The following is a 26276-nucleotide window of genomic DNA, read 5'->3' on the forward strand; positions in this document are numbered from 1 at the left end:
AGCGTTCATCCTGAGCCAGGATCAAACTCTCATAAAAAAGATTGATTCGTTCAGAATTAACACTTGGCTAATTCATCCCTTTTTACTGTTTTAAAGGATCGTAATCAATTCGTTATCTCCCTGTGAACAGTTCGATAACCCGTTGAATACTTTCGATCGTTCAAACAAAAATTTTATAAAACTTCATTTGAATTTTCGAGGATGTGTTTTACTGTTCAGTTGTCAATGTTCATTCGTTTTCTATAACCAAATCGATTGTGTTGAAAATCTTTCAGCTCAATTCATTTTGGTTGAATTGTTTTGTCGCATCGCTGCAACGATGTATACTATATCATCATTGCGAATGTATGTCAACAACTTTTTTCATTTTTTTTGCGTCTTCTCAATTACAAAAGTAAATTCCATCTCGTAGTGGAATTTAACCCTTCCAAAACCCTCCGCATTTAAGGATGGAATCCTGCTATTGCGTATTGTAAAACTATCATCCTCCGCAAGACGGCCGGGCGACGCAAATTAAGATTTTCACAGAATCGTCGCCCTTCACAAGACAGCCGGGCGACGCAAATCAAGAATCACCTATCATATTTTCATGCTTTTTTGAGTGCATTGAGGTACCCGATGGCTTCCCCGATATTGGATACTGGTATCAGATTGATCGGTGAGCTTTCCCGGACTCCCGACAGAGCGCGCATACAGGATTTTGGAAGAATGACGGTCCGAAATCCCAATTTCTGGGCTTCACGGACTCTTTGTTCAGCCATTGCCACGGAACGGATTTCTCCGGAGAGGCCGACTTCGCCGAAGACTACCGTGTCTGCGGGGATGGCAATATCTCTTGCGCTCGACGCGATCGCGAGAAGAATGCCCAGATCTACAGCAGGTTCTGTCATTTTCACTCCGCCGGTGATATTCACATAGGCATCGCTTTGTGACAGATTGATGTGTACTCTTTTTTCCAGGACGGCCATAAGGAGATTTACGCGATTATAATCCGTTCCGTTTGCAGTTCGTCTCGGAAATCCGAAATTACTGCGACACACCAGCGCCTGAATCTCAATCATGATGGGGCGGGTACCTTCCATCGAACAGGCGACGACAGAGCCGGATGCGTCAGTCGGTCTGCCGTCCAGCATGTACTGCGAAGGGTTCGCCACCTCTTTGAGCCCCTCTGCGCGCATCTCAAATACGCCGATTTCGTTTGTCGAGCCGAAACGGTTCTTTGCCGCGCGGAGGATCCGGTAGGACTGACTTCTGTCTCCCTCAAAATAGAGCACGGTGTCTACCATGTGCTCCAGGACTCTGGGTCCGGCGACATTTCCCTCCTTCGTCATATGACCGACAATGAAAATCGGAATCAGCATGGTCTTCGCAATGCGGAGCAGCACCCCGGTCGATTCCCTGACCTGAGAGACATTCCCGGGCGATGACTGAATGTCCTCGTTGTACATCGTCTGAATGGAGTCAATGACAACCATGTCCGGCTTCTCATGCTCAATGACTCCCTCGATATCGGTAAGGTTTGTTTCGCACAACAGTTTGAGATTGTCGCTGAAAGTGCCAATGCGCACGGATCTCAGTTTGATCTGCTGCAGGGACTCTTCTCCCGACACATAGAGCACCCGGACGCCCTTTGCGGTGAGATGCTGACACACTTGAAGAAGCAGGGTCGATTTTCCAATACCCGGGTCTCCGCCGATCAGAATCAGCGATCCTTTTACGATACCGCCGCCAAGTACACGGTCCATCTCACCAATGTCTGTCCGGGTCCTCTGCCCGGATGAGACATCAATCTCCGAAAGTGATTTCGGTTTCAAGCGCTCGCTATTTCCTGCAGATGACAGCCCGGTGCTTCTTGTACCGGATTTCTTTGTCGAAACGAGTTCTTCCACAAACGTATTCCACTGGTGGCAGGAGGGACACTGACCCATCCATTTTGCGGATTCATATCCGCAGTTCTGGCAGAAATAAGCGCTCTTTTTGTCTTTGCTCATGTAAAATCTCCTGAAAAAGGCTCCGGAATCCTCCGGAGCCTGGTTTTTGTTCATATCAATTCCGCTTAACTTCGAGTCGGTTCGGACTTTCACTCAATCTTTACGTCCAAACAGGTTCGGACTTCATTCAATCTTCGCATTCACGCCTGTTCGAACTCATTCAATCTTTACGTTCAAGCAGGTTCAGACCTTTACAATCTTCACGCTTACAGATTTTCCTTCGCTGAGTTCAACACTGAAGGAGAGCTTTCCACCCATATTCGTGGTCATGTGTCCCACATTCACATCGTCGAGAAGAACCTGATATTCTGTATTCTCAGCGGCGCCAACCGTGATTTCTGCGTCTTCCGGTCCTTCCACAGAGAAGGAGATCTCCTGATCTGTGATCTTGAGATTTCTTACCGCAGTGCCGGGAACCGATTCATATACAAAGGTTTCGTTGCATTCCAGTTTTGTGATTTCCCGGTAGGTTTTTACTTTGTACAGATTGCCCTTGAATTCAAAATCTCCCAGCTTTTTCTTTGCGTCCAGCTCATAATTGCCAAAGCTCAGTGTTCCGTCATTTTCTGCGCGAAGCAGTTCCTTAACGACAGCCATTTTTTTGTACTCCTTCTGCTATAGAATATTCGTGTATCTGACTGACAGATACTTTCGGCGGTCCGCCTCCCCTTCTAACGCGGATGACGTGCCCGCCATTTAATCTTTGCAAATATTATACGATATTCGTGTTTTTTTCTCAACAGGCAGGATTGTGAAATTGTGATATACCGGCAGTTCGCTGTCCTTCGGCAATCATTTTTTCTGTGTCCGGAAGATAATCTTGTCATCCCGGCAGCTCACCGAGACGTGGTCTCCGCTCCGGATCGAGCCTTTTAGAATCTCCTCCGCAAGTGGATCCTCGATCCTGGTCTGGATGGCGCGTCTGAGCGGTCTTGCTCCGTATTTGCTGTTATAGCTTTTCTCAATGAGGCTATCCTTTGCCGACGCGGTGACAGTCAGACGAATGTTCATCTGATCGCTGCAGCGCCGGATCAGATCTCCGAGGAGAATATCGACGATCCGATGCATCTCCTTCTTGCCGAGGGAGTGGAACACCAGAATCTCATCGATACGGTTCAGAAACTCCGGACGGAACATCTGACGGATCTCATCCATGACCTGATCCTTCATATCGCTGTAATTCCGTTCTTCATTGTCCTCTGATAAAAATCCAAGATGCTTCGGCTGCACTATCCGGTTTGCGCCGGCATTCGAGGTCATGATGATGATGGTCTCCTTGAAGCTCACATTTCTTCCCTGCGCGTCGGTGATGTGTCCGTCGTCCAGCACCTGAAGAAGAATGTTGAAGACATCCGGATGTGCTTTTTCGATCTCATCGAAGAGGATGACACTGTACGGGTGACGGCGCACTTTTTCTGAGAGCTGTCCGCCTTCATCGTACCCGACATAACCGGGCGGTGACCCGATCAGCTTGGATACGCTGTGCTTCTCCATGTACTCAGACATATCCACACGGATCATGGCGTCCTCACTTCCGAAGATTGCTTCCGCCAATGCCTTGGACAGCTCCGTCTTGCCGACACCGGTCGGACCCAGGAACAGGAACGAGCCGATCGGGCGATTCGGATCCTTCAGGCCGACCCTGCCTCTCCGGATTGCCCGCGAAACGGCAGACACTGCCTCATCCTGTCCGATGACACGCTTGTGCAGAATACTTTCGAGTCTCGCCAGCTTTCTGGATTCCGATTCCGCGATTTTCGAAACCGGAATCCTGGTCCACATGGATACTGTTTTTGCGACGTCCTCTGCGGTAACCTGTTTTCTTCTGCCGGACCCCTTCTTCTCACTTTTTTCCAGACAGCTCTCCAGTGTATTCTGCAGTTTCTGAACCCGGGAGGCGCTTGCGAAATCGTTTTTCCGGATAAAATCTTCCTTGATGCGACGCATCTCAAGGATGCGGTCTTCCACAGACGCCCGGTCTGCGGCGGTCCGGGTAAGCTTTTGTACGCTCTGCTCGAGTTCGTCTACAGACTCTGACCCGACCCCGGCTTCGTCTGACGCAGTCCCCGGTTCATTCGCGGAGTCTGTTCTGCCATCGGCAGCTTCTGCCGCGCGTCTGAAGTCTCCCAGCTGGACGCTCGCGGACGCCTCATCGATAAGATCGATCGCCTTGTCCGGCTGGAAGCGGTCGTTAATATAACGGGTGCTGAGGCGCACGGCCGCGTCCAGTGCCTCGTCCTGTATCCTTACGCCGTGGTGTGCTTCATAGAGCGGGCGGATTTCCCGAAGGATCTGAAGGGTTTGCTCCGAAGTGGGTTCCTCAACGGTGACCGGCTGAAATCTTCGTTCCAGCGCGGCATCCTTTTCAATGCGCTTACGGTATTCCTCCGTAGTAGTCGCGCCGATCAGCTGAATCTCACCCCTTGCCAGGGACGGCTTCAGAATGTTTGACGCATCCAGAGCTCCTTCTGCTCCTCCCGCGCCAATAATCGTATGGATTTCATCGATGAAGAGCAGAATGTTACGGTCTGCGGTTACTTCTCCGATCACCTTCTTGATGCGTTCCTCAAATTCACCTCTGTACTTGGAACCCGCAACCATGGAAGAAAGGTCCAGTGTGACCAGGCGTTTTTCCGCCATAGCGTCCGGGACATTTCCCTCAGCGATTCTCTGAGCAAGGCCTTCAACAATTGCAGTCTTTCCCACACCCGGTTCACCGATCAGGCACGGGTTGTTCTTTTTCCGGCGGCTGAGGATCTCGATGACACGGGTGATTTCCCGCTCTCTACCGATCACAGGATCAAGGATGTGCTCCCGTGCCATTGCCGTGAGATCTCTGCTGTAACGATCCAGTGTCGGTGTTTTGCCGCTCTGCTCACCGGATTCCGAACGGATATCGTCGACTTCGCTCTGCATCTGTTCCTCCGTCAGTCCGGCGGTTTTCATCAGAGCCAGATAGAGCTTCTGCATATTCACGATTTCCGTGGAATGAAGCAGCTTGTAGGCGACAGAGTCGGAATCCCGGAGGATCGCCATCATGATGTGAGTGGTTCCTGCCAGCCGATGGCCCTCTCTGCCGGCAATCCGGACTGCCTCATCGAGTATCTTCTGTGCTTTTACCGTGAATTCCGGCTTGTAGCACACCGGAGAGTCCTCCGCCGGTACAATCATGGAGCTGATGAATTTGTTCAGAATTTCTTCCGTCACTCCAAAGCTTTTGAGCACAGCTGCCGCGGTGCTGTTCTTTGTCCTGACAAGCCCGAAAAGGATATGTTCGGTTCCAATGTAGGACTGGCTGTTGTCCGTTGCCATTTTTTTCGCAAGGGATAGAGCTGTGCGCGCATTCGATGTAAACTGATTGTTCATATTGTTATCTCTTTTTCACTTCTTTTCTCATCAGGTTTTCCGAACTTGATTTGAAAAAAGCCCGGGGATGCTTGTTCCCGGGCTGATCATTTCGGATTATTTGTTTCTGCCGTGACAGTATTTGTATTTCTTGCCGCTTCCGCAGGGGCAGGGATCGTTGCGGCCGATTTTCTTCGGCTTCACAATAGTGCCGGACTTCTTCTGTTCGAGATAGAGAGCTTTCTTCTTTTCCGCGGAAAAAATCAGGTCCCACTCCGGCAGGTTGTATAACCAGTCTGCCTTTGCGTCAACCATGTTCTTGTAGAGCTTTTCCTTGTCGAAGCCAAGGTTTACCTCGGTGTCCTCTGTCATGGTTTCAATCGGATTCGGCACCTTCAGGGAATCGTTGATCCCGTCCAGAAATCCGGTCATCGTCATAACGTCGATCTTGTATCTATCCGCAAGCTCCTTGACCGTACCCTTTACTACCTCATTCGGGTTCGTCAGAAGCTTCTCATATATTCCCTTCTCAACAAGGAAATAATCCTGCCAGAACTTCTGAAGTTCATTCTTATTTGTCTCTTTATTGTAGGCAATTGCCTGCCAATCCTGTAATAAGGCCATTTCAAAATACCATCCTTCTGTTTTCTAAATGCCGCGCGGCTGTCTTCGGATCCGCCCCAAACGATAGGATGCCGCAAGCATTCTAAAACAGTATAGATGAATCCGCATAGAATTTCAAGTCTGGAAACTTCTCGTTCTCATTTCTGCTTTGTCTGTGGACTTTTTTCTTCCTCTTCGGAAGCATCCCCGGTGTTTTCCATCCGTTCCGGCAGCAGCGTCACAAGGGTATTCTCGATCCTGTGATCCTGAATACGGTACACGCGGATATGCATGGCGTCCGTATCCAGCTCGAAATGGCTTCCGTCCTCGGGGACGTAACCGAGGCGGCCCAGAATATAGCCTCCGAAGGTGTCGTAGTCCTCGTCTGGAAGATTTCTGCCAAGGGCCTGATTCACCTCATCGAGGGATGCGCCGCCCTGGATTCGCCAGGTTGTCGGAGAAATCTTGATGATGTCGTCCGGTTCATCCGTCTCGTCGTCTTCCGTAAGATCCCCTACCAGAACCTCGAGCAGATCCTTCATGGTGATCACGCCGTCCATTCCGCCATATTCGTCCAAAACGATGGCGAAGTAATTGCCTGTGGTCTTCATGTGCTGAAACATAACATCCGCCTTGACCGAACCGGGTACGAAATAGGCAGGATCGACCGCGCGGGCCATAATTTCCTCCTGTGTTGCGCCGCGAAGGCGGAAATAATCCTTCGCATCCAGAACGCCAAGTACATTATCCGGAGTTTCCCGCACAACCGGGAACTGGTCGTGACGGCTCTCGTGAATGGTTTTCTCCCACTCCTCGAGCGGATCCTCCTCATACAGGCAGGCGACATCCTTCCTGTGTGTGCAGATCTCATCAACAGAGATGTCATCGAACTCGAAGACATTGCGGATCATCTCCTGCTCATCCGAATTGATGTTGCCGTGCATGGTTCCCCGGTCTACCATCATCTTGATTTCGTCCTCCGTCACATTCATTCTCAGACTCGCAGGATCGATCCCGTTGAGCCTGAGGATTCCGTTTGAGATGCCTGAGATGATTTCCGTTAACGGGAAAAAAATCACGCCGAAGAAGCGATACCATCCGGCCAGATCACACGCGGTCCTGGCCGTTTTTCTTCCGGCAAATGCCTTGGGAAGAATATTTGTCAGAATCATCAGAATGGCAGTGAACACAAGGACACAGATCACTGTGACGGCTGCCCGGGCAGCGCCATCGCCTACGCTTATTCCCAGTGCTCCGCAGAGCTTATCCAGGCAGACTGCGGTCAGCGCAGCTGAGCTCCCCACGATACAGAGCATATTCAGTGTGTGAATCGAAGTGAGAAATCTTCCGGAATTTCCCTTCAATTTCTGAAGATAGGGAACCGCCGTATTTTCTTCTTCCTTCAATTCATCAATCTGTGTGTCTGTCAACGCAAGTACGGCTGTCTCACAGGCGGTAAATACTGCCGAAAGCGCAATCATCAGGATCGTCAGGATAACGTACCATATCCAGGGACCACTGTCCATTCGTTATTTCCTCCAAATCAATCGTTCATAAGTTGTATAAAAAAGCATTGCCGTATGTCAAACGAGATAAAACACGCTGCGCGAGTTTTATCTCGCTATCGCGACGCTCGCCGCACACGAATACTTCGCATTCGGCTGCGGCTCACTGTTCGCGTAAACAAAGAGGCTTCCGAACCGGAAGCCTCTGATCCGAAATCACCCGATGAAATTTCAAACCTGAAACCATCTGATGAAATTTGAAAATTCCAAAGTGTATTATCTGAAGTAATTTACACCGGATTCAAAAAGCTTCATGTCTTTTTCACCGTAGATGTTGACGGATACCCCGTCTCCGCGGCGTTCCGCATGGCACATCTTGCCGTATACGCGTCCGTCCGGGCTGGTGATTCCCTCAATGTTGAAGTAGGAGCCGTTAATGTTCCAGTATTCATCATCGGTGAAGTTCCCATCGAGATCACAGTATCTGGTGGCAATCTGACCGTTCTCCTGAAGTCTGCGGATCCACTCGGAGTTCGCCGCGAATCTTCCTTCTCCGTGAGAAGCAGGCATCGTGTAAATGCCTCCCAGCTCTGTTCCGGCAAGCCATGGGGATTTATTGGACACAACCTTGACATATGCCATCTTGGAAATATGCCGATGAATGGTGTTGAAGGTCAGCGTCGGCGAGTCCTCCTTCTGACCGGTAATCTCGCCGTTCGGTACAAGACCGAGCTTGATCAGTGCCTGGAAGCCGTTGCAGATGCCCAGAGCAAGTCCATCTCTCTTCTGCAGGAGGTCATTTACCGCTTCCTTTATGCTTGCGTTCTGGAAAGCAGTCGCGAAGAACTTGGCAGATCCATCCGGCTCATCTCCGGCAGAGAAACCACCCGGGAACATGATGATCTGGGACTGTTCAATCGCCTTGCGGAACTCCTCCACAGAATCCACGATATCTGTTGCGCTCAGATTGCGGAATACCTTTGTGATGGTTCTGGCTCCGGCCGCCTCGAAGACTCTCGCGCTGTCGTACTCGCAGTTGGTTCCCGGGAATACAGGGATGAATACGGTTGGCTGCGCGAGCTTGTGGCCGCACACATAGATGCTGTCTGCTTTGAATAATCCCTTGTCCTCAACGCCGGTATCCTTTGCGGGAACGCCGGAAACGGTCTTGAACACGCCGCTCAATGTCCCGTTCCACGCGTTCAGAGCATCGTCCATGGAAATGGAGGTATTGCTGTAACGGAATACTCCGTCGCCATTTACCTCACCGATAACCGTGTAAGAAGAAGCAAGCTTACCGACCTGATCGGAAGGTACCTCAAGGATAAGGTCTCCGAGATACGGGCTGAAAAGGTCTCTCGCATCCACACTGTGATCAATGGTAACGCCGAGCTTATTACCGAACGCCATCTTGCTTACCGCGACAGCAATTCCGCTTCTCTCGACAACGTAGGCAGCCTTGACCCGTCCCGCCTCGGTGTCTTCATGTACCCTGCTGTACAGATCCATAACCTGATCATAGACCGGCAGCTCGTACTGATTCTTCGGAATGCGGATCCAGACCAGCTTGTCTCCCGGGGTCTTCAGTTCCGGTGTGATCACATCCTTCAGTTCCGCGACATCTACCGCGAAGGACACAAGCGTCGGCGGAACATCGATGTCATTGAAGGTACCGGACATGCTGTCCTTGCCGCCGATGGAAGCAAGACCGTACTCGATCTGCGCCTCATACGCGCCGAGAAGAGCCGCAAACGGCTGGCTCCATCTTTCCGGATCTTCTGTCATTCTGCGGAAGTATTCCTGGAAGGTGAAATGAATCTTGTGGAAATCACCGCCTGCCGCGACAATTTTCGCGATAGACTGTGTCACAGCGTAAACTGCTCCGTGATACGGGCTCCAGCTTGACACATAGGGATCGAAGCCATAGGCCATCATGGTGACGGTATTGGTCTTCAGATCCGGAACAGGAACCTTGGCGATCATGCTCTGCGTCTCGGTCAGCTGATATTTTCCTCCGTAAGGCATCAGAACGCTCGCGGCGCCGATCGAGGAATCGAACATCTCGACCAGACCCTTCTGAGAGCATGCATTCAGATCCTTGAGAGAATCCAGCCATTTTACCTTTACGTCGTCAATATCTCCGCTTCTCTTAAGAACGCTGTCTGCTTTATTCGGAATATCGACCTTTACATCGGTCTCCTGATGCGCGCCGTTGGTATCCAGGAAGGCGCGGGACAGATCCGTGATGGTCTTTCCTCTCCAGTTCATCACAAGGCGCGGCTCTTCCGTAACGACAGCGACCTTAACCGCCTCGAGATTCTCTTCGTGTGCGTACTTCAGGAACTGATCCGCATCCTTCGGAGATACTACCACTGCCATCCGCTCCTGGGATTCGGAGATTGCCAGCTCTGTGCCGTCAAGACCCGCATACTTCTTCGGAACCTTATCCAGGTCGATCCGGAGTCCGGGAGCAAGTTCACCGATGGCAACGGAAACACCGCCTGCGCCAAAGTCGTTGCACTTCTTGATGATGTGACTGACCTCCGGGCGGCGGAACATTCTCTGCAGCTTCCGCTCTGTCGGCGCATTACCTTTCTGGACCTCTGCACCGCAGGTCTCAAGGGACTGTGTGGTATGAATCTTGGAGGATCCCGTCGCTCCGCCGATTCCGTCACGGCCGGTTCTGCCTCCGAGCAGAATGATGATGTCGCCCGGGTCCGAATTCAGCCTCTGCACCGCTCTTCTCGGAGCCGCGCCCATCACCGCGCCGATCTCCATACGCTTCGCCACGTAATTCGGGTGGTAGATTTCCTTGACATAGCCGGTTGCAAGACCAATCTGGTTTCCGTAGGAGCTGTAGCCGTGCGCAGCCTGTCTCGTCAGCGTCTTCTGCGGAAGTTTGCCCTTCATGGTTTCAGAAACCGGAACGGTCGGGTCCGCCGCTCCAGTGACACGCATCGCCTGATACACATAGGTTCTTCCGGAAAGCGGATCACGGATCGCGCCGCCCAGACAGGTCGCAGCGCCGCCGAAGGGTTCAATCTCTGTCGGATGGTTGTGCGTCTCATTCTTGAAATTGATGAGCCACTCCTCATACTTTCCGTCTACATCGACCGGAACGATGATGCTGCAGGCATTGATCTCATCAGATTCCTCCTGATCGGTCAGCTTTCCATCCGCCTTCAGCTTCTTTGCTGCAAGGCATGCCAGATCCATCAGGCAGATATATTTTCCGTTTCTTCCTTTATAAAGGACGTCAAAATCATGACGATACCGGTTGTAGCTGTCCTCAATCGGAGCCCTGTAATCACCGTCACCGAAGGCAATGTTCTTCAGCTCGGTCGAGAATGTGGTGTGACGGCAATGATCGGACCAGTAGGTATCCAGCACGCGAATCTCGGTAACGGTCGGGTTTCTCTTCTCATCGTTCGCGAAATAATCCTGAATGAATTTGAAATCCTTGAAGGTCATCGCCAGGTTGAGGGACTGATAGAGATCCTGCAGCGCGTTCTCGTCCATCTCGATAAATCCGTCAAATACCTTCACATCTGCCGGCTCTTCAAAGCTCATCACGAGGGTTTCCGGCTTCTCGGCGGCACTTTCACGGGAATCAACCGGATTGATGCAGTGTCCCTTGATCACCTCCATGTCCTTGTCGCTCACATCTCCGTCAATGACATAGGTGGTGGCAGTGCGGATAATCGGCTGCTCATCGCCCTTCAGGAACTGTACACATTGCACGGCGGAATCTGCTCTCTGGTCGAACTGGCCGGGAAGGTATTCCACGGAGAATACATGGGCGTTCTCCGCCTTCGGAAAATCCTCTTTGTACAGAGTATCAACCGGCGGCTCGGCAAATACGACATGGCATGCCTTCTCGAATACCTCGTCGCTGATGTTCTCGACATCATACCGGATAAGGATTCTGACATCGTTCACACCGGAAACGCCCATATAATGACGGATCTCGTGGCTTAATTCCTTCGCCTGACCGGCAAATTCCGGTTTTTTCTCAACATATACACGTCTTACCTGGCTCATTCTTGCTGTCCTTTCCTATTTCTGAAAGTATAGACTGTTACGGCATCTGTATGGAAGGTCTTCATAAAGCCGGATTTTCCCGTCCCTGAAGGCCGATCCGCATATTCAGATACAGAATAACACAGTTTTACCGACAAGTAAAATCAAAAACAGGCGATCTGCCGGCCAATTTTTTTCATAAAAAATTCATCTTCTTCTCACCAACACGTTAAAACTTAATAAAATTTTATTATTTCATCTTTACAGAACGGGTCTTTCGAAGCAAAATATAGCTTGTCAATCAGAGTCCTGATACGTGACATTGAAATACGTCACATTGAAAAATACAGATTTTGGAGTTGGAATATGGTAATACATGCAGTTCTGCTTGCACTCGGCATAGTGGTTGGATTGTTTCTGTTCTATCTTTGGGGTATTCATCCGAGAATCGATGGAAAGAGAAAACAGAAAACGCTGGATCTGGCAAGATGGGATTTTGCCCACCGCGGCCTGTGGGATATGACGCAGAACATCCCGGAGAATTCGCTCCCCGCATTTGCGCGGGCGGCTGACCAGGGATACGCGATTGAGCTTGACGTGCATCTGACGAAAGACAAGAAACTCGTCGTTTTTCACGATGACTCCCTGATGCGTGTCTGTCATGTCCGGGGAACCTGTGAACGGATGAATGCGGAGGATCTCATGAAGCTTTCTCTTTCCTTCACTGAGCATCACATGCCGCTTCTGGAAGATGTCCTGCGCCTGGTAAATGGAAGGGTCCCGCTTCTGATTGAGCTGAAACTTCCTTCGGTCAGCACGGAACTCTGCTGCTATGTGTATGATCTTCTCAAGGATTATCAGGGTCCCTGCCTGATTGAGTCTTTCAATCCTCTGGGCCTTAGAAAATACAAGCAGCTGGATCCTGACGCGATTGTCGGCCAGCTTTCCGGTAAATACACGGCAAAAGACAGGCTGAATCCGCTGATCGCCCTTCTTTCCTCTTCGCTTCTGGTTAATGCGCTCAGCAGACCTGACTTTGTCGCTTATAACTTCCGCACGTCTGATGCTTTTGGTTTTTATCTGAATCAGAACCTGTTCCGGATTCCTGTTTTTGCCTGGACGGTGAGAACTTCCGAGGAATTTCGGAAATGCAGACATGCCTATGACGGAATCATTTTTGAAAAATTCCTGCCGGCTGAAATTGCATGATGAAAATTGAGGGTAAAATCAATGATTGAAGAACCGGGATACCTCAATGCCCTGAATGATTAAGGAGGATTTTTTATGCTGACATCTGTAGCGGCGTTTTTCCGATCCAGAAAACAGTTCTGGATTCTTCCCGCCTATGCGGTCTTCTATTCTCTTGTATTTCGTTATCTGGAGAAAACCATCCGGAATCCGGGAAGCTATCATCTGATCTACTGCCCGCTCGACCGGTATATACCTTTTATTGAATATTTTGTTGTGTTCTACTTTTCCTGGTTTGTATTCATGTTTCTTGTGTTCGGATTTTTCACCGCAATCAACCGGGATGTAACGGAATATCACCGCTTCCTCCTCTATCTTTTCTCGGGAATGACTATTTTCCTGATCGTCTCGGCGATCTATCCGAACGGGCTGGATATCCGTCCCGCAGCGCTTCCGAATCACAACATCTTCAGCCGGATGGTCGCAAGGCTGTATCAGATGGATACACCCACCAATGTTTTCCCGAGTATCCACGTATACAATTCCCTCTCCGCTGCCCTGGCAGTCAATAACTGCAAGATGCTGAAGAATTACAAGGGCCTCCGGATCGGAACCTTTACGCTGGCTTTTCTGATCATTCTCTCCACAATGTTTCTGAAGCAGCATTCCGTATACGATGTCGCCGGGGGAATCTTCATGAGCATTATTCTGTATCGTCTGATTTACCAACCGGCAGAAGCTGCGGAACCGCAGGCAGAGGCTGACAGCTTTGCCACTTCCGGGAGGTAACCGGTCTCAGGCAGCCGGCATCAGCCCGGTTCCCTATCAGCCGGGTTTGAATCCTGTCTGGTATTAAATTCTATTCAGAATAAATTTTCTACAGGATCGGGTTCCATGAATTCTATAAATCCAGAAATGACAAAGGCGGATATCAGATATCCGCCTTTACTTTCTTTAATTTGGCGAAGGATGCAAACATCCTCTTGATGCCGAAGTTTTCAAAATCGACCGTCACCTCGTAGTCTCTCGGCCCGTCCTTGATCTCTTTCACTGTTCCGATTCCGAACTTCACATGTCTGACCGTGTCTCCGGTCTGATAATCCAGATGATCCGGCTTTGATACCCGGAATTCTTCCAGGCGGAACCGGCCCTTCGCGTTCTTTCCGCCCGGGCGGGATACGGACGGATTCCGGTATCCGGAGCTGCCATAACCGGAGCTGCCGTAGCCGGACGCACCGAACCGGTTTTTCTCTGCTCCGGATGAGCCGTATCCGCTTCCGGATACTCCGCCCGACGTGCCATATCTGTTCCCGGATACTGTACTGCCCGACGTGCCATATCCGCCTCCTGTCCGGTCATATCCGCTTTCCTGTCTGCCCATGCCCATGATATCATCAAAGGACAGCTTCGGAGGATTCAGGAAATTCCGGGTGTCTGTCGTCTCCCGCTCCAGCTCGATATATTCCCGCGGGATTTCCCTCACGAATCGCGATGCCTTCAGGAACTGCGGCTCGCCTCTCACCATCCGCATGCGGACCGCCGTCATCGTGAGATCCTTTCTGGCCCGTGTGATTCCTACATAGCACAGGCGGCGCTCCTCTTCCATTTCCTCCGTGTCATGTTCACTGATCGAAAGGTAGCTCGGGAAGGTATTTTCCTCCATTCCGGCCATGTAGACATTGTCAAATTCCAGCCCCTTCGCGCTGTGCAGCGTCATCAGGAGCACATAATCGCTGTCCTCCTCTACGCTGTCGATGTCTGCCACGAGTGAGACCTGCTGCAGAAAATCCGAGAGCGAGGGTGTCTCCGCTGAGTTCGTGTAATCCTCCGTCTTTGAAATCAATTCATTGATGTTCTCGATGCGGGCCTTAGCCTCATCGTCTCCCTGCGCCTCCAGCTCCGCGACATAACCCGTCTCCGAGATGATCAGCTCGAGGATTTCGCGGACAGTGTAGCCGTCCGCGTTCAGGCTCCGGTATTTTTCAATCAGATTTGTGAATCCGCGAATCTTTCCCGCGGCACGTGACATGCCCGGGATCCGGTCCACCTCCAGAAGAGCGTCGTAGAAGCCGATGTTCTTCTCCTGTGCGTACTGCTCCACCTTACCGATGGAGGTCTGCCCGATTCCCCGCTTCGGGATGTTGATGATCCGTTCGACGGCGAGGTCATCGCTGCCGTTATCTACCGTCTTCAGATAAGAAAGCAGATCCTTGATCTCCCTGCGGGCATAGAAATTGATGGCACCGACAATCTTGTACGGGATATTCCGGGCGATAAATTTTTCCTCGAAGATACGGGACATCGCGTTAGTCCGGTACAGGACCGCAAAATCATGATACGCCATTCCATCCCGGCTGCATTTGCTGCTGATGTCGCGGGCAATATACTCTGCCTCCTGATATCCGTCGTCAAACTCACGAAAATGGATCTTTGATCCCTCTGTGTTCTCGGTCCAGAGCTTTTTCTTCTTTCGGCCGACGTTGTGAGCGATTACTTCGTTCGCCGCATTCAGGATGTTCTGCGTAGACCGGTAGTTCTGCTCCAGTCGGATCACCTTCGCGCCGGGATATTCCTTTTCGAAGTTGAGAATATTGCGTATGTTTGCTCCCCGGAACTTATAGATGGACTGGTCATCATCGCCGACTACACAGAGGTTGCGGTACCGCGAGGCCAGAAGCTTCACAAAAAGGAACTGAACGGTATTGGTATCCTGGTACTCGTCGATCATGATGTACCGGAATTTTTCCTGATAATAGGACAGGACATCCGGCTCCCGGCGGAACAGTTCGACGGTCAGTACCAGAAGATCATCAAAATCCAGCGCGTTATTCTCCTTCAGCCGCTTCTGGTAGGCATAATAGCATCTCGCATACTGCTTTTCGACCCATCCGGACGCATTTTTCTCATATTCCTCCGGTCCGATCATCTCGTTTTTTGCCGAGGAAATCTGACGAAGAATCGCCTTCTCCTTATAGACCTTCGGATCCAGCTCCAGCAGGCGGATTACCTCCTTCATGACCTGTCTGCTGTCATCCGTGTCATAGATGGTGAAGTTATTCTCGTAGCCGATAAGATTGATGTATCTCCTCAAAATCCTGCAGCAGGTGGAATGAAAGGTGGAAATCCAGATGCTCTCGGATCCGGCCGTCACCAGCTGATCGACGCGCTCCCGCATCTCTCCCGCCGCCTTGTTCGTGAAGGTGATCGCCATGATATTCCACGGGCTCACCTGTCTCTGGGAAATGAGGTACGCGACCCGACAGGTCAGCGTCCGTGTTTTTCCGGAGCCTGCGCCCGCCAGAATCAGAAGCGGCCCTTCCGTCGTTGTGACCGCCTCCCGCTGCGGGGCGTTTAAACTGCTCAATATGTCATTCATGAATCAATTCCTGTCTTTATTTTTGCGAAATTCCTCATCTGCGTTTTACGCAAATTCCTTTCCGGTTGCCTCGAGAGCCGCGGCAATGACCTTATCCATGTCGTAATACTTGTACTGCCCCAGCCGGCCGCCGAAGATCACGCCGGTCTCCTTGTCCGCCAGTGTCCGGTACTTCTGATACAGACTGTTGTTCTCCTCATTGTTCACCGGGTAGTACGGCTCCATGCCTACCCTCCACTCGGAGGAGTATTCACGGGAGATGACGGTCTTCGGCTGTGTCCCGAATTCAAAATGCTTGTGCTCAATAATTCTGGTATAGGGCACATCCCGGTCCGTATAATTCACCACAGCGTTGCCCTGGTAGTTCTCCTCGTCCAGAACCTCTGTCTCAAAGCGGACACTCCGGTACTGAAGCGGTCCGTAGCAGTAATCAAAATATTCATCGATCATTCCGGTGAACACGGTCTTCGCCGCGATATCCGGGTTGCTCTTCCGGAACTCGAAATAATCAGTTCCGGTCATGACATCACTGCCCTCAAGCATCTTCTCGATGATCTGCGTATAGCCTCCCATGGGAATGCCCTGGAAACGGTCGTTGAAATAGTTGTTGTTGTAGGTGAAGCGGCACGGGAGCCGGCGGATGATGAAGGCGGGAAGCTCGGTGCAGGGACGTCCCCACTGCTTTTCCGTGTAGCCCTTCACCAGCTTCTCATAGACATCTGTTCCGACAAGAGAAAGCGCCTGCTCCTCCAGATTCTTCGGCTCAGTGATGTGCAGACTCGCGATCTGCTCCGCGATTTTATCCTTTGCCTCCTGCGGCGTGCGGATATTCCACATCCGGCTGAAGGTATTCATATTAAACGGAAGGTTGTAGAGCTCATCCTTATAGACAGCAATCGGGGAATTGATATAGTTGTTGAATTCGGCGAACTGACTGATATATTCCCAGATCTGCCTGTCCGAGGTGTGAAAAATATGCGCGCCGTATTTGTGAACGTTGATTCCCTCAATCTCTTCCGTGAAAATATTTCCGCCGATGTGATCTCTTTTGTCAATCGCCAGACAGTGGAATCCCCTCTTCGTCGCCTCATGGGCAAAAACAGCACCGAACAGACCTGTTCCGACAATCAGATAATCATATTTCATTTTCCTATCCCTCCTGCAATTACTAATATATTTTTGTAACGATTCCGCACGTACAGATCTTTCAGATCATCATGGCGCCCATCTGCGAATTCAGTCATCCGATTCAGCGCGTACAGATCATTCAGATCGTCATGGCGCCCATCGTTGACAGAATCGAGCTTACCAGAATGGCAAGAATCCCGATCGGACAGAGATACCGGATCAGTACATAAAAGAACTTTTTCAGATGGAAGGTCACATTGTTCTGCTCGACCTCCTCGATCAACGCCTGCGGCTTGATGATGTAACCCACAAAAATGCAGGTCAGGAGCGCGAGTACAGGCATCAGGATGCTGTTGCTCACAAAATCCAGAAGATCCAGAATCGACATACCAAAGATCTTAAAGGAAGAAAAAGCGCCGTATCCGAGAGAGCAGACGGTTCCGATGATCATGCAGTATACCGTCATGATGACTGTCGTCTTCGTTCGTCTCCATCCGGTGCGGTCCATGACATTCGAAACAACCGCTTCCAGAAGGGAGATCGATGAGGTAAGCGCCGCAAAAAGTGTGAGCGCAAAAAACATCAGACCGATAAATCTCCCACCCGGGAAGGCATCAAACACCTTCGGCAGTGTGATAAACATCAGGCCGGGTCCTGCGTTCAGCATGGATTCATCACCACCCGAGAAAATGTATACCGACGGAACAATGATCATGCCCGCGAGGATCGCCACAAAAGAATCGAAAAATTCAATCTGGAATACCGATGTCTCGAGATTGTCTTCCTTCTTCATATACGAGCCGTACGTCACCATGATGCCCATGGCGATGGACAGGGAGTAAAAGAGCTGTCCCAGAGCACCGAGAATCATTTTTCCACTGAGCCTGGATACGTCCGGCTTCAGGTAATAGCGAAGACCCGCCGCAGCGTCCGGCCTTGTGACCACATAGACCGCGATGATGACGATCAGGGCCAGCAGAACCGGCATCAGAATCACGCTTGCCTTTTCGATTCCCTTGTCAACACCGAGGAATACAACCACAGCAGTCAATCCCAGAAAAACCGCCATCCAGAGGATCGGCTGCGCGGTAGTACTGATGTAGCTGCTGAAAAATCCGTCGTTCGCGGCTTCCATGTTCTGACCGGTAAGAAATACAGCAAAATATTTCGTGACCCAGCCGCCAATCGTGCAGTAGTACGGCGTGATGATCATCGGGATAATCATGCCGAGGATTCCGCAGATGTTGCTTTTTTGTCCCAGCTTCCGGAAAGCTCCGATAGAGCTCTGTCTGGTTTTTCTTCCGATCGCGATTTCGGCCAGAAGAAGTGCAAAACCGAACGTCACTGCCAGAATCACATAGGTTAAAAGAAAAATGCCGCCGCCATATTTCGCGGCCAGATACGGAAATCTCCAGAGATTTCCGAGACCGACCGCGGATGACGCCGCCGCCAGCACGAAGCCGATTTTGCTTGAAAATGCCGAACGCTGTTTTGTGTCCATCTTTTATACCGCCTTCACTTAAGATGTAGTCTTAGACATCTGCCGCAGACCAGAATGAATCTTCATGAATCTTCGTCTGCCAAAACAGATGGGTAAAAGTATAGCACAAAACTTTATGCGGCGCTATCCGCATCGCAGTGGATTTCATTTTTCTTTATCACTACGCCGCGTAAAACCTCTGCCGAGCTTTCTCGTCTTGGGTCGTTTACCAATGCGATCGTTATTACACCTTCTTCACGATGGCTGTGATCAGCCTGCTGAACTGATCCGCCACCCGATCTGCCGTTTCCTGCACCTCCCTGTGCGAAAGCGGTTTATCGGATATTCCGGCAGCCATGTTGGTGATGCAGGAAATTCCGCATATTTCCATGCCCATATGCCTTGCCGCGACCGCCTCACAGGCAGTACTCATTCCCACGGCATCGCCGCCCCACGCTCTGCACAATCTTACCTCTGCAGGCGTCTCATATGCCGGCCCGGTGAACTGCACATAAACGCCCTCACGAAGCCCGATTCCCAGATTTTCTGCCTCCATCCGGATGATTTCCTGCATGCGTCGGCTGTAAATCTCACTCATATCGGGGAATCTCGGACCGAGCTGATCCGGATTTTCACCGATCAGCGGGCTCGGAACCGCCGTCGCAATCTGATCCGTAATCATCATCAGATCCCCGGGCCGGAAATCAGGATTGACGCCGCCCGCCGCATTCGTCAGAATCAGCTTCTTCGCCCCCAGCAGGCCCATCAGCCTGACAGGGAGTACTACATCCGTCATCGGGTAGCCCTCATAATAATGTACTCTTCCCTGCATGATCACAACGGGGATATCCTGAATCCACCCGAAAACAAATCTTCCCTTGTGTCCGGCGACCGTTGAAACCGGGAAGCCTTCGATTTCCGAATAATTAATGATCTCAGATATCCGCACATGATCTGCGTATTCCCCGAGACCGGAACCGAGAACCAGGGCTGTATCCGGCACAAAATCTGTCTTGCTCCGGACACAGGCAAGACATTTTTCAAGTTTTTCCATAATCATCATTCGCCTCCCGATTTTTCTTTTCCCTACTGATCTTTGTGCTTTTTTCTGTTTCTGCAAGAATCCGGACCGCTATCTTCTCTCCCTGTCTTTCCGGATTAGATTCCGGACGGCACCGACTGCGGTCCGCACCGCCTGATCCGTATCCAGAACAACCGGATTCTCAAGTCCCAGCTTCTCCCTCTCCTGATTCGCGATTACCAGAAAGCAGGCGCCCGCCCTGGCCCGCAGCTTGCCGGCACAGATAAACAGTGCCGCCGACTCCATCTCGGACGCGAGACAGCCCATCATCTTCCATGCATTCCATTTCTGAATCAGCTCATAACCGGCCGGCATCTTCTCCGGCTCGTGCTGTCCGTAAAAAGCATCCTTACTCTGCACAACACCGTAATGGCATCGAAATCCCTGCTCCTGTGCTGCGCTGACCAGGGCATTGGTCACATCAAGATCCGGTACCGCAGGATATTCGATCGGCGCATATTCCCTGGTGGTGCCTTCCATCCGCACCGCTCCTGTCGCGATGACGATATCTCCGCTTTTGACATCCGTCTGTATGCCTCCGCAGGTGCCGGTCCTCACAAAGGTATCCGCGCCGCAGCGGTACAGCTCCTCCATTGCGATCGCCGCCGACGGCCCGCCAATTCCGGTCGATGTTACACTGACCTTTTCACCGTCCAGATATCCGGTGTATGTCGTAAACTCCCGATTCTCTGCAATCTTCTCGGGTTTATCCAGATATTGCGCAATTTTTTCACAACGCTTCGGATCACCGGGCATAATGACATAGCGTCCCACCTCGCCCCTGCAGGTCTGAATGTGATACTGCCTCTCCGGATCCTTCGAATAATTCTTCAATGAAAAAACCTCCCTTCCGGATGATCATTACCTGATGCTATTTTACAACAAATCCATATCTCTGCGGGCAGAAAATGCAGCGCTGTGCGCCTGTTATTGAACAAAAAGCGCTTCCTGAAATCTGTTTCACTTTATGTCACGATGCGTTATAATGATAAACAGGTCCTGCAGTATTATAGATGCTGAATTGCAATGGTTTTCCGACTGCGGAGCCCGGCCGTTATGTTAATCGAAACAGAAAGAACATCTTACAGATGGTGAGAAGGAGGATTTTTGTATGAGCAAGACTTTAGTCGCATATTTTTCCGTAAGTAATACAACCAAAGCAGTTGCGGAGAAGATCGCGGAAGAGGAAAAAGCAGATATCTTCGCGATTGTTCCTGAGAAGCCTTACACAAAGGAGGATCTGAACTGGAAGGACAAGCAGGCAAGATCTACGGTTGAGATGGCGGATCCGAACTGTCATCCCGCTATGGCTGAGAAGACTCCGGATCTCAGTGCGTACAAGACGGTCATCCTCGGATTCCCGATCTGGTGGGGAAGAGAGCCAAGTATTGTAGACACCTTCCTGACCTCCGCCGATTTCGCGGGAAAGATCATCATTCCGTTCTGCACCTCCGGTGGAAGCGGCATGGGAAGAACATGTGAGCGAATTCAGAACATCGTCGGCAAGGATGCAAAAGTCATGGAGGGACGCCGTGTCGGCGGAGAAGTCTCCATGGAAGATCTGAAGCTCTGGTTTGACGGTTTCCAGGAGTGGAACTGAGTTCTCCCATCGTTCTGACAGCCCTGCGTCAAGTGGGCCATAAGCCCTATCCGCTTACCGGGTGTTTGAAGCTGAATGCAGTCACACCGCTTGCGTCAAATGGGTGGTGAGCCCTATCCGCACACCCCAGGGCGTGAAGCTGTATGAGTGATAAACGAGATAAAACACGCTGCGCGAGTTTTATCTCGCTATCGCGACGCTCGCCGCACACGAATACTTCGCATTCGGCTGCGGCTCACTGTTCGCGTAAATGAACAGCTCGCCGTGCGCGTCCAGATGGGCGTGTGCGGCGAGCTGTCGTTATGGTTGTCCGGAAAACCGGGAAAGTTCAATTCTTCTGGCTGTCTGGGTTCGGAAAACCCGGAAAGCTCAATTCTTCTGGTTATCTGTGCCCGGAAAGAACCGGCATCGCATCCGCTATCAGGGATGCGTCATCACCCAGGAAAATGCCTTCGCCGTTCTCCCATCCGAATCCCGGAAGTGATTTCCCTCATTCCACTCCAGGGTACAGGAAATCTTCTGGCTTTGAAGGATCTCATATGTCTCACGGATTCTGTCTCCCACAGTTGCCATGACCGCATTGCGGGTCCGCTCCTCCCTGTCTCCGAGGCTCAGATACACCGATTTGCTCTGAATTTTGTGCTCTCTCATGTAACCGGTGAACCCCGGAAACCACACGGAGGGAGACGCGGCGGCAGCTCCGCAGAACCGGTCCGACTGACAGGCCGCCCACAGGGCAAACAGTCCGGCGAGAGAATATCCTCCGATGTAGTAATTTCTTCTGCCGGAATCGTTTCTGCTGCCGTCTTCACAGTACTTTATGATTTCTTTCAGTGTCACGCACGCCCCGTCGCCAAAGGCTTCCTTTCCAAATACCGCCGGCGCCTTCCATGGAGACAGATCCCTGTTCCAGTCATCCACCAGAAAGGCGGTCAGCCTGAAATCCTTTCCGGTATCCGCATGAATCAGCCTGATTTCATTTTCAATCAAAGCCAGATCATGATCATCCACCGGCTGAAGAAGGATATTTTCTGCCGTACCGTCTCCATATTCAAATATCTTCATAAATTAAATCCTTTCCGGCTTTGCAGCCGGGAGCGAACGATGCCCCAGCAGTCTTTTGGGTTACGCATAGTGCTCCGGCCTTCGAAGCGAGAGGTACGGACGCGTCTTTCGTTGCGCAGCACATCCCGCAAGGTCTGTCTCCGCGATCAGCAGTTCTTCCTGATCTCCCGCCAGTGTCGTCAGGTTTCCGTCAAAATCTGACACAAGGGATTCCCCGGAGAATTCCATCTGTCCTTCCGTGCCACACCGGTTGCACATTGCTATATTGACAATATTCTGAAACGCCTGCGTCCGGATCTCCCAGCGAAACATCTCAGCCGGCTCAGCCTTCGTATTCGCTGTGGGGATCAGAATCAGCTCCGCGCCGCGGAGCGCCTCTGTGCGTATGCTCTCGGGATAGTGCCGGTCAAAACACACAACGATACCGATTTTTCCAAACCGGGTGTCAAAAACGGAAAAACCGTCATCCGAAGGCGTATAGTAATCCTGCTCATAGAACTGCTCACACTCGGCGATATGTACCATTTTCTGCGTTCCAAGGATCGTTCCCCCGTCATCGATCAGAAAGCTCATATCATACCGATGTCCGTTTTCCTCCACATAAAAATTCGGTGACGCGTAGATGCCGTTTTTCCGGCAGACATCACAGAATTCCCGGATATATCTGCTGTCCCGTGACAAAAGATACGCGGAAGCGTCTCGAGACGGGTACTGCGGGAAGAAGGGTGAAAGCTGAATTTCCGGGTAGCAGATCAGATCCGCGCCTTCTGCTGCCGCCCTCTCCGCAAGCCGCACTGACTTTTGAAAATTATCTTCCATATCTGCTGTTGTCTTCATCTGTGCAAGCGCAATCTTCATTTATTTTCTCCTGATCACAGCCTTATATCGTGCAGCCCTGGTTTTTTCCGTGGTGTTTTGCCAGATACATGGCCTTGTCCGCATTGTTGATCATAGTCTGGCAGTCTTTTCCATCACTCGTGATGCCGATGCATGCAGTCAGTGGTATTTCGACGTTCCCGTACTTTACGCAAGCCTTACGAATTTCACTTAGCAGATCGGATGACAGTTTCGAGAGATCTGTCCCGGGATCTCTGACCAGACCCACGAACTCATCTCCTCCATACCGATAGAAATCAATCTTTCTCGAAACGCCGAAATTCAGGAGCAGACTGCCGAGCGCACGCAGACATCTGTCTCCCGCGGCGTGCCCGTAACTGTCGTTAATGTCCTTAAAGTTGTCAAGATCAAGCATGATCGCCGCTGCGATTTCCCTCGGCTGTTCTTTTTCATCCTTTTCAAGAAATTCATTCAGGCTGAGACGGCTGTACAGACCGGTCAGATGATCATACCGCCTGTCGCGGTCCGCCTTTGAGTACATCTCCATTGCCATCCTGACCTGCTTCTGCAGAAGCTCCTTCTCCTGTTTTCCGTGAAGACGCTCGATCTCCAGCTCCTGAATATGTTTTGCCTCCCTGGAAATATCCACGCCGTATAGGATACTTTCAATATGGCCGTTCGAAGGGTTGTCAATCAGATGGGTGGTGATTCTGGACCAGCGGATTGATCTGTCATCGTAGTAGGATTCAGTCTCGTGCACGATCTGATGCTGATTGTTCTGATAGGCTTTCAGCTGCGCATCCCTGCAGAAAATCCGGAAGAATTCCTCCTGTCCCTCCGGCGTGGGCACAAAGGAACCGATCCTTTGAATCAAACTGTCGACATTTTCCATGTTCTGCATATTCCTGGCATTCTGGGCGTGTCCGCCGGAGCTAATCCACCTGTCCGCAGTCAGATCCATGTGAAAAACGCCCTGTCCGTCCGGAAGCGCCTCGAGAATGGAGCGGATCTGACCGGTATACCTGGTCTGCGCGGCTTTCGTTTCTGTGATGTTTCTTCCGTATTCCATGAAGACCCTTCTGCCGTTCCAGGTTGTGAACCGCGCCTTCAGCCGGAAGATATGCTCACCGTCATCCGTCTCGATTTCCTTCTCTGTCTCATCTCCCATCTGCTTCATCGGGCAATGCCCGCACGGCGCGTTCAGCCCCAGCATGTACTCGTAGCACTTTCTTCCCTGATACGGTTCGTCGGGATGACCGGATATATTCAGTGTCATCTCATTGGCGAAGACCATGGAGTAATCCTCCGGATGACACACCTGAATAAACTGACCGGAGTGATCGACAAGGTCCAGAAGATTGTAACTGTCTACCTGCTGTCCGGCAGTTTCGCTCACCTGGGAATTCGGAGAATCCATCTGGTCAAGCGTCTCCTGATAGGAGATTAACAGATTACGGAAATTCTCCTCGCTCATCGGGCGATAGAAATAGTACCCCTGGATATAATCGCAGCCGGCTTTCCGAAGAAAATCCGCCTGGCTTACATTTTCTACGCCTTCCGCGACAACCAACGCACCTGCCTTGTGACATACATCAATGATTGCGGTAATAATACTGCGTGTAACCGGCTGGCTCTCGATCCGGTCGATGAAGGTCTTGTCAATCTTGATGATATCAATCGGGAAATTGCCGATCATGCCAAGCGAGGAATAACCCGCTCCGAAATCATCCATCAGAACTTTTGCCCCGTTCTTCCGGAACTGGGAAAGGTAATAAGCGCAGTTTTCCTTCAGAACCGCCACGGAGGTTTCCGTCACCTCATAATTGATCATACCGTCCGGAAGCCGGCTCTGCATCCGGTAGCTGAAGATGTCGTTTATCATCTGATCATTGTAAAAATCCTGCCGGGACAGATTGATGGAAACAGGAACATACTTCAGGCCCTTTTCCTGCATGAATTTCTGGAATTGATATACCTTGCCAAGCACAAAATGGTCGAGCTGTGAAACCAGACCGTTTTTCTCCAGTTCCGGTATAAAGTCACCAGGTGATATCACTCCCATCTCCGGATGTTTCCAGCGCACCAGAGCCTCCGCGGAACTGATCCTCCCATCCGAGCATCGAACAACCGGCTGAAAATAAACCTTCAGCTCATCTCTCAGCAGGCTGTCCTGAAAGCTGGACAGAATTCCGGCGCGGTTCACATACCTCTTCCGCATTTCCAGATCAAAGATCGCGAAGTTTCCCGTCTCGCGATGGTCTGACGCTTCTTTTGCCAGAATTGTACGATCCACCATCTTTGTGACGGACTCTTCGCGCGAATCAATCGGATAGATTCCGCAGCGCAGATGCAGATTTACACTCTGCAGATCATTTGTCCACTGCAGATTCAGAAGCTCATCCAGACGATTGAGATCCAGCACATTCTTTTTTACCAGAAAAATAAACCAGTCTGATTCCAGACGCGCGGAAACGGACGGGCAGAGCCAGCTGTTCTTCAGCGTCTGAAAAACATACAGAAGAATCTGGTCACCACATGAAATCCCGAAGGTCTCGTTCATCGCCTTGAAATTCCGAAGGTCAAACATGATCATTGCATACTTGCGCGGATCATCCCGAAGGAAAATCTGTTCCGTCTCCCGGATGAATCCCTTCCGCGAGAACCCTTCAGTCAGAGAATCAAAATATTCATGTTCCAGAAGCCTGGTCAACTCTGCGCGGGATTGTGGAAGTCTTGCGGATATTGTCTCACTCTCGCCCACAGTACTGAGAACCAGCGCATGACCGGTGCTTCCATCCTGAAGAGTCATATTCACGGCATCAACCGTCTCATATATGCCCCTGATCGGGTCAAGATATGTCTGCGGCCCGTAGATATGGTTTGCCACAGGACATGGGGGACATGGCTCATCCAGATTCATGAGGCATTTGTAGCACTTTTTCCCTACTTCCAGCCCCGGATACAACTCAAGAATCGTATCGTTGCAGCTGATTACATTGTAATTATTGTCGATGACATATACACCGGAAGACTTATTACTCATATTGTTTCTTATTC

The 26276-nt window shown here is 50.9% G+C and carries 17 protein-coding genes; 3 read left to right on the forward strand and 14 right to left on the reverse strand.

Annotated elements, in window-relative coordinates; translation table 11 throughout:
• Positions 1 to 587: 587 nt before the first annotated feature.
• The 6 genes from radA to ACTQ3A_RS07155 all read right to left on the reverse strand — a co-directional run bounded on the left by radA (position 588) and on the right by ACTQ3A_RS07155 (position 11485).
• Positions 588 to 1991, reverse strand: coding sequence for a DNA repair protein RadA (radA, locus tag ACTQ3A_RS07130; protein WP_441101049.1), 1404 nt, complete (start codon positions 1989 to 1991; stop codon positions 588 to 590).
• Positions 1992 to 2174: 183 nt separating this feature from the next.
• On the reverse strand, positions 2175 to 2588 hold the full coding sequence (locus ACTQ3A_RS07135) for an endosialidase (RefSeq protein WP_441101048.1): 414 nt from the start codon (positions 2586 to 2588) through the stop codon (positions 2175 to 2177).
• Positions 2589 to 2783: 195 nt separating this feature from the next.
• On the reverse strand, positions 2784 to 5357 hold the full coding sequence (locus ACTQ3A_RS07140; RefSeq protein WP_441101047.1) for an ATP-dependent Clp protease ATP-binding subunit: 2574 nt from the start codon (positions 5355 to 5357) through the stop codon (positions 2784 to 2786).
• A 96-nt stretch (positions 5358 to 5453) separates the two neighbouring features.
• Positions 5454 to 5960 carry an SEC-C metal-binding domain-containing protein gene (locus tag ACTQ3A_RS07145; protein ID WP_441101046.1) on the reverse strand — a complete coding sequence of 169 codons (507 nt, stop codon included), beginning with the start codon at positions 5958 to 5960 and terminating at the stop codon, positions 5454 to 5456.
• A gap of 137 nt (positions 5961 to 6097) precedes the next feature.
• Positions 6098 to 7465, reverse strand: coding sequence for a hemolysin family protein (locus tag ACTQ3A_RS07150; RefSeq protein ID WP_441101045.1), 1368 nt, complete (start codon positions 7463 to 7465; stop codon positions 6098 to 6100).
• Positions 7466 to 7720: 255 nt separating this feature from the next.
• Positions 7721 to 11485 (reverse strand): phosphoribosylformylglycinamidine synthase, encoded by a 3765-nt coding sequence (locus ACTQ3A_RS07155; RefSeq protein ID WP_441101044.1) that lies wholly within the window; start codon positions 11483 to 11485, stop codon positions 7721 to 7723.
• Between the two features lie 345 nt (positions 11486 to 11830).
• Between ACTQ3A_RS07155 and ACTQ3A_RS07160 the strand changes: the two genes are divergently transcribed.
• Together ACTQ3A_RS07160 and ACTQ3A_RS07165 are read left to right on the forward strand one after the other, a co-directional pair.
• Complete coding sequence (locus ACTQ3A_RS07160; RefSeq protein WP_441101043.1) at positions 11831 to 12673, forward strand: glycerophosphodiester phosphodiesterase family protein; 843 nt, start codon at positions 11831 to 11833, stop codon at positions 12671 to 12673.
• 75 nt (positions 12674 to 12748) lie between these two features.
• Positions 12749 to 13441, forward strand: coding sequence for a phosphatase PAP2 family protein (locus ACTQ3A_RS07165; RefSeq protein ID WP_441101042.1), 693 nt, complete (start codon positions 12749 to 12751; stop codon positions 13439 to 13441).
• 142 nt (positions 13442 to 13583) lie between these two features.
• On the opposite strand, the gene ACTQ3A_RS07170 is transcribed toward ACTQ3A_RS07165, so the two are convergent.
• From ACTQ3A_RS07170 to udp, 5 genes are all read right to left on the reverse strand, one after another.
• On the reverse strand, positions 13584 to 16028 hold the full coding sequence (locus ACTQ3A_RS07170; protein ID WP_441101041.1) for an ATP-dependent helicase: 2445 nt from the start codon (positions 16026 to 16028) through the stop codon (positions 13584 to 13586).
• A gap of 45 nt (positions 16029 to 16073) precedes the next feature.
• The gene (glf, locus tag ACTQ3A_RS07175; protein ID WP_441101040.1) at positions 16074 to 17174 is read right to left on the reverse strand and encodes a UDP-galactopyranose mutase; all 1101 of its coding nucleotides are present in this window, start codon (positions 17172 to 17174) and stop codon (positions 16074 to 16076) included.
• 121 nt (positions 17175 to 17295) lie between these two features.
• Positions 17296 to 18657 (reverse strand): sodium-dependent transporter, encoded by a 1362-nt coding sequence (locus tag ACTQ3A_RS07180; RefSeq protein ID WP_441101039.1) that lies wholly within the window; start codon positions 18655 to 18657, stop codon positions 17296 to 17298.
• A gap of 223 nt (positions 18658 to 18880) precedes the next feature.
• On the reverse strand, positions 18881 to 19696 hold the full coding sequence (locus tag ACTQ3A_RS07185) for a purine-nucleoside phosphorylase (RefSeq protein ID WP_441101038.1): 816 nt from the start codon (positions 19694 to 19696) through the stop codon (positions 18881 to 18883).
• A 72-nt stretch (positions 19697 to 19768) separates the two neighbouring features.
• Positions 19769 to 20551: a uridine phosphorylase gene (gene udp, locus ACTQ3A_RS07190; RefSeq protein WP_441101037.1), complete on the reverse strand. Its 783-nt coding sequence runs from the start codon at positions 20549 to 20551 to the stop codon at positions 19769 to 19771.
• Between the two features lie 277 nt (positions 20552 to 20828).
• On the opposite strand from udp, the gene ACTQ3A_RS07195 reads away from it, so the two are divergent.
• Positions 20829 to 21317 (forward strand): flavodoxin, encoded by a 489-nt coding sequence (locus ACTQ3A_RS07195; protein WP_441101036.1) that lies wholly within the window; start codon positions 20829 to 20831, stop codon positions 21315 to 21317.
• 420 nt (positions 21318 to 21737) lie between these two features.
• Here ACTQ3A_RS07195 and ACTQ3A_RS07200 read toward each other — a convergent pair whose 3' ends face one another.
• From ACTQ3A_RS07200 to ACTQ3A_RS07210, 3 genes are read right to left on the reverse strand one after another with little or no spacing between them, the layout of a single operon-like run.
• Positions 21738 to 22382, reverse strand: a complete 645-nt coding sequence (locus ACTQ3A_RS07200; protein ID WP_441101035.1) for an esterase — start codon at positions 22380 to 22382, stop codon at positions 21738 to 21740.
• Positions 22383 to 22442: 60 nt separating this feature from the next.
• A complete protein-coding gene (locus ACTQ3A_RS07205; RefSeq protein ID WP_441101034.1) occupies positions 22443 to 23240 on the reverse strand; it encodes a carbon-nitrogen hydrolase family protein in 798 nt (265 codons plus the stop codon).
• Between the two features lie 22 nt (positions 23241 to 23262).
• Entirely contained in the window at positions 23263 to 26262 is a 3000-nt protein-coding gene (locus ACTQ3A_RS07210; RefSeq protein ID WP_441101033.1) for an EAL domain-containing protein, read from the reverse strand.
• Positions 26263 to 26276: the final 14 nt, after the last annotated feature.

It is taken from the genome of Bilifractor sp. LCP21S3_F8 (assembly GCF_052117805.1).
GTDB lineage: Bacteria > Bacillota > Clostridia > Lachnospirales > Lachnospiraceae > Bilifractor.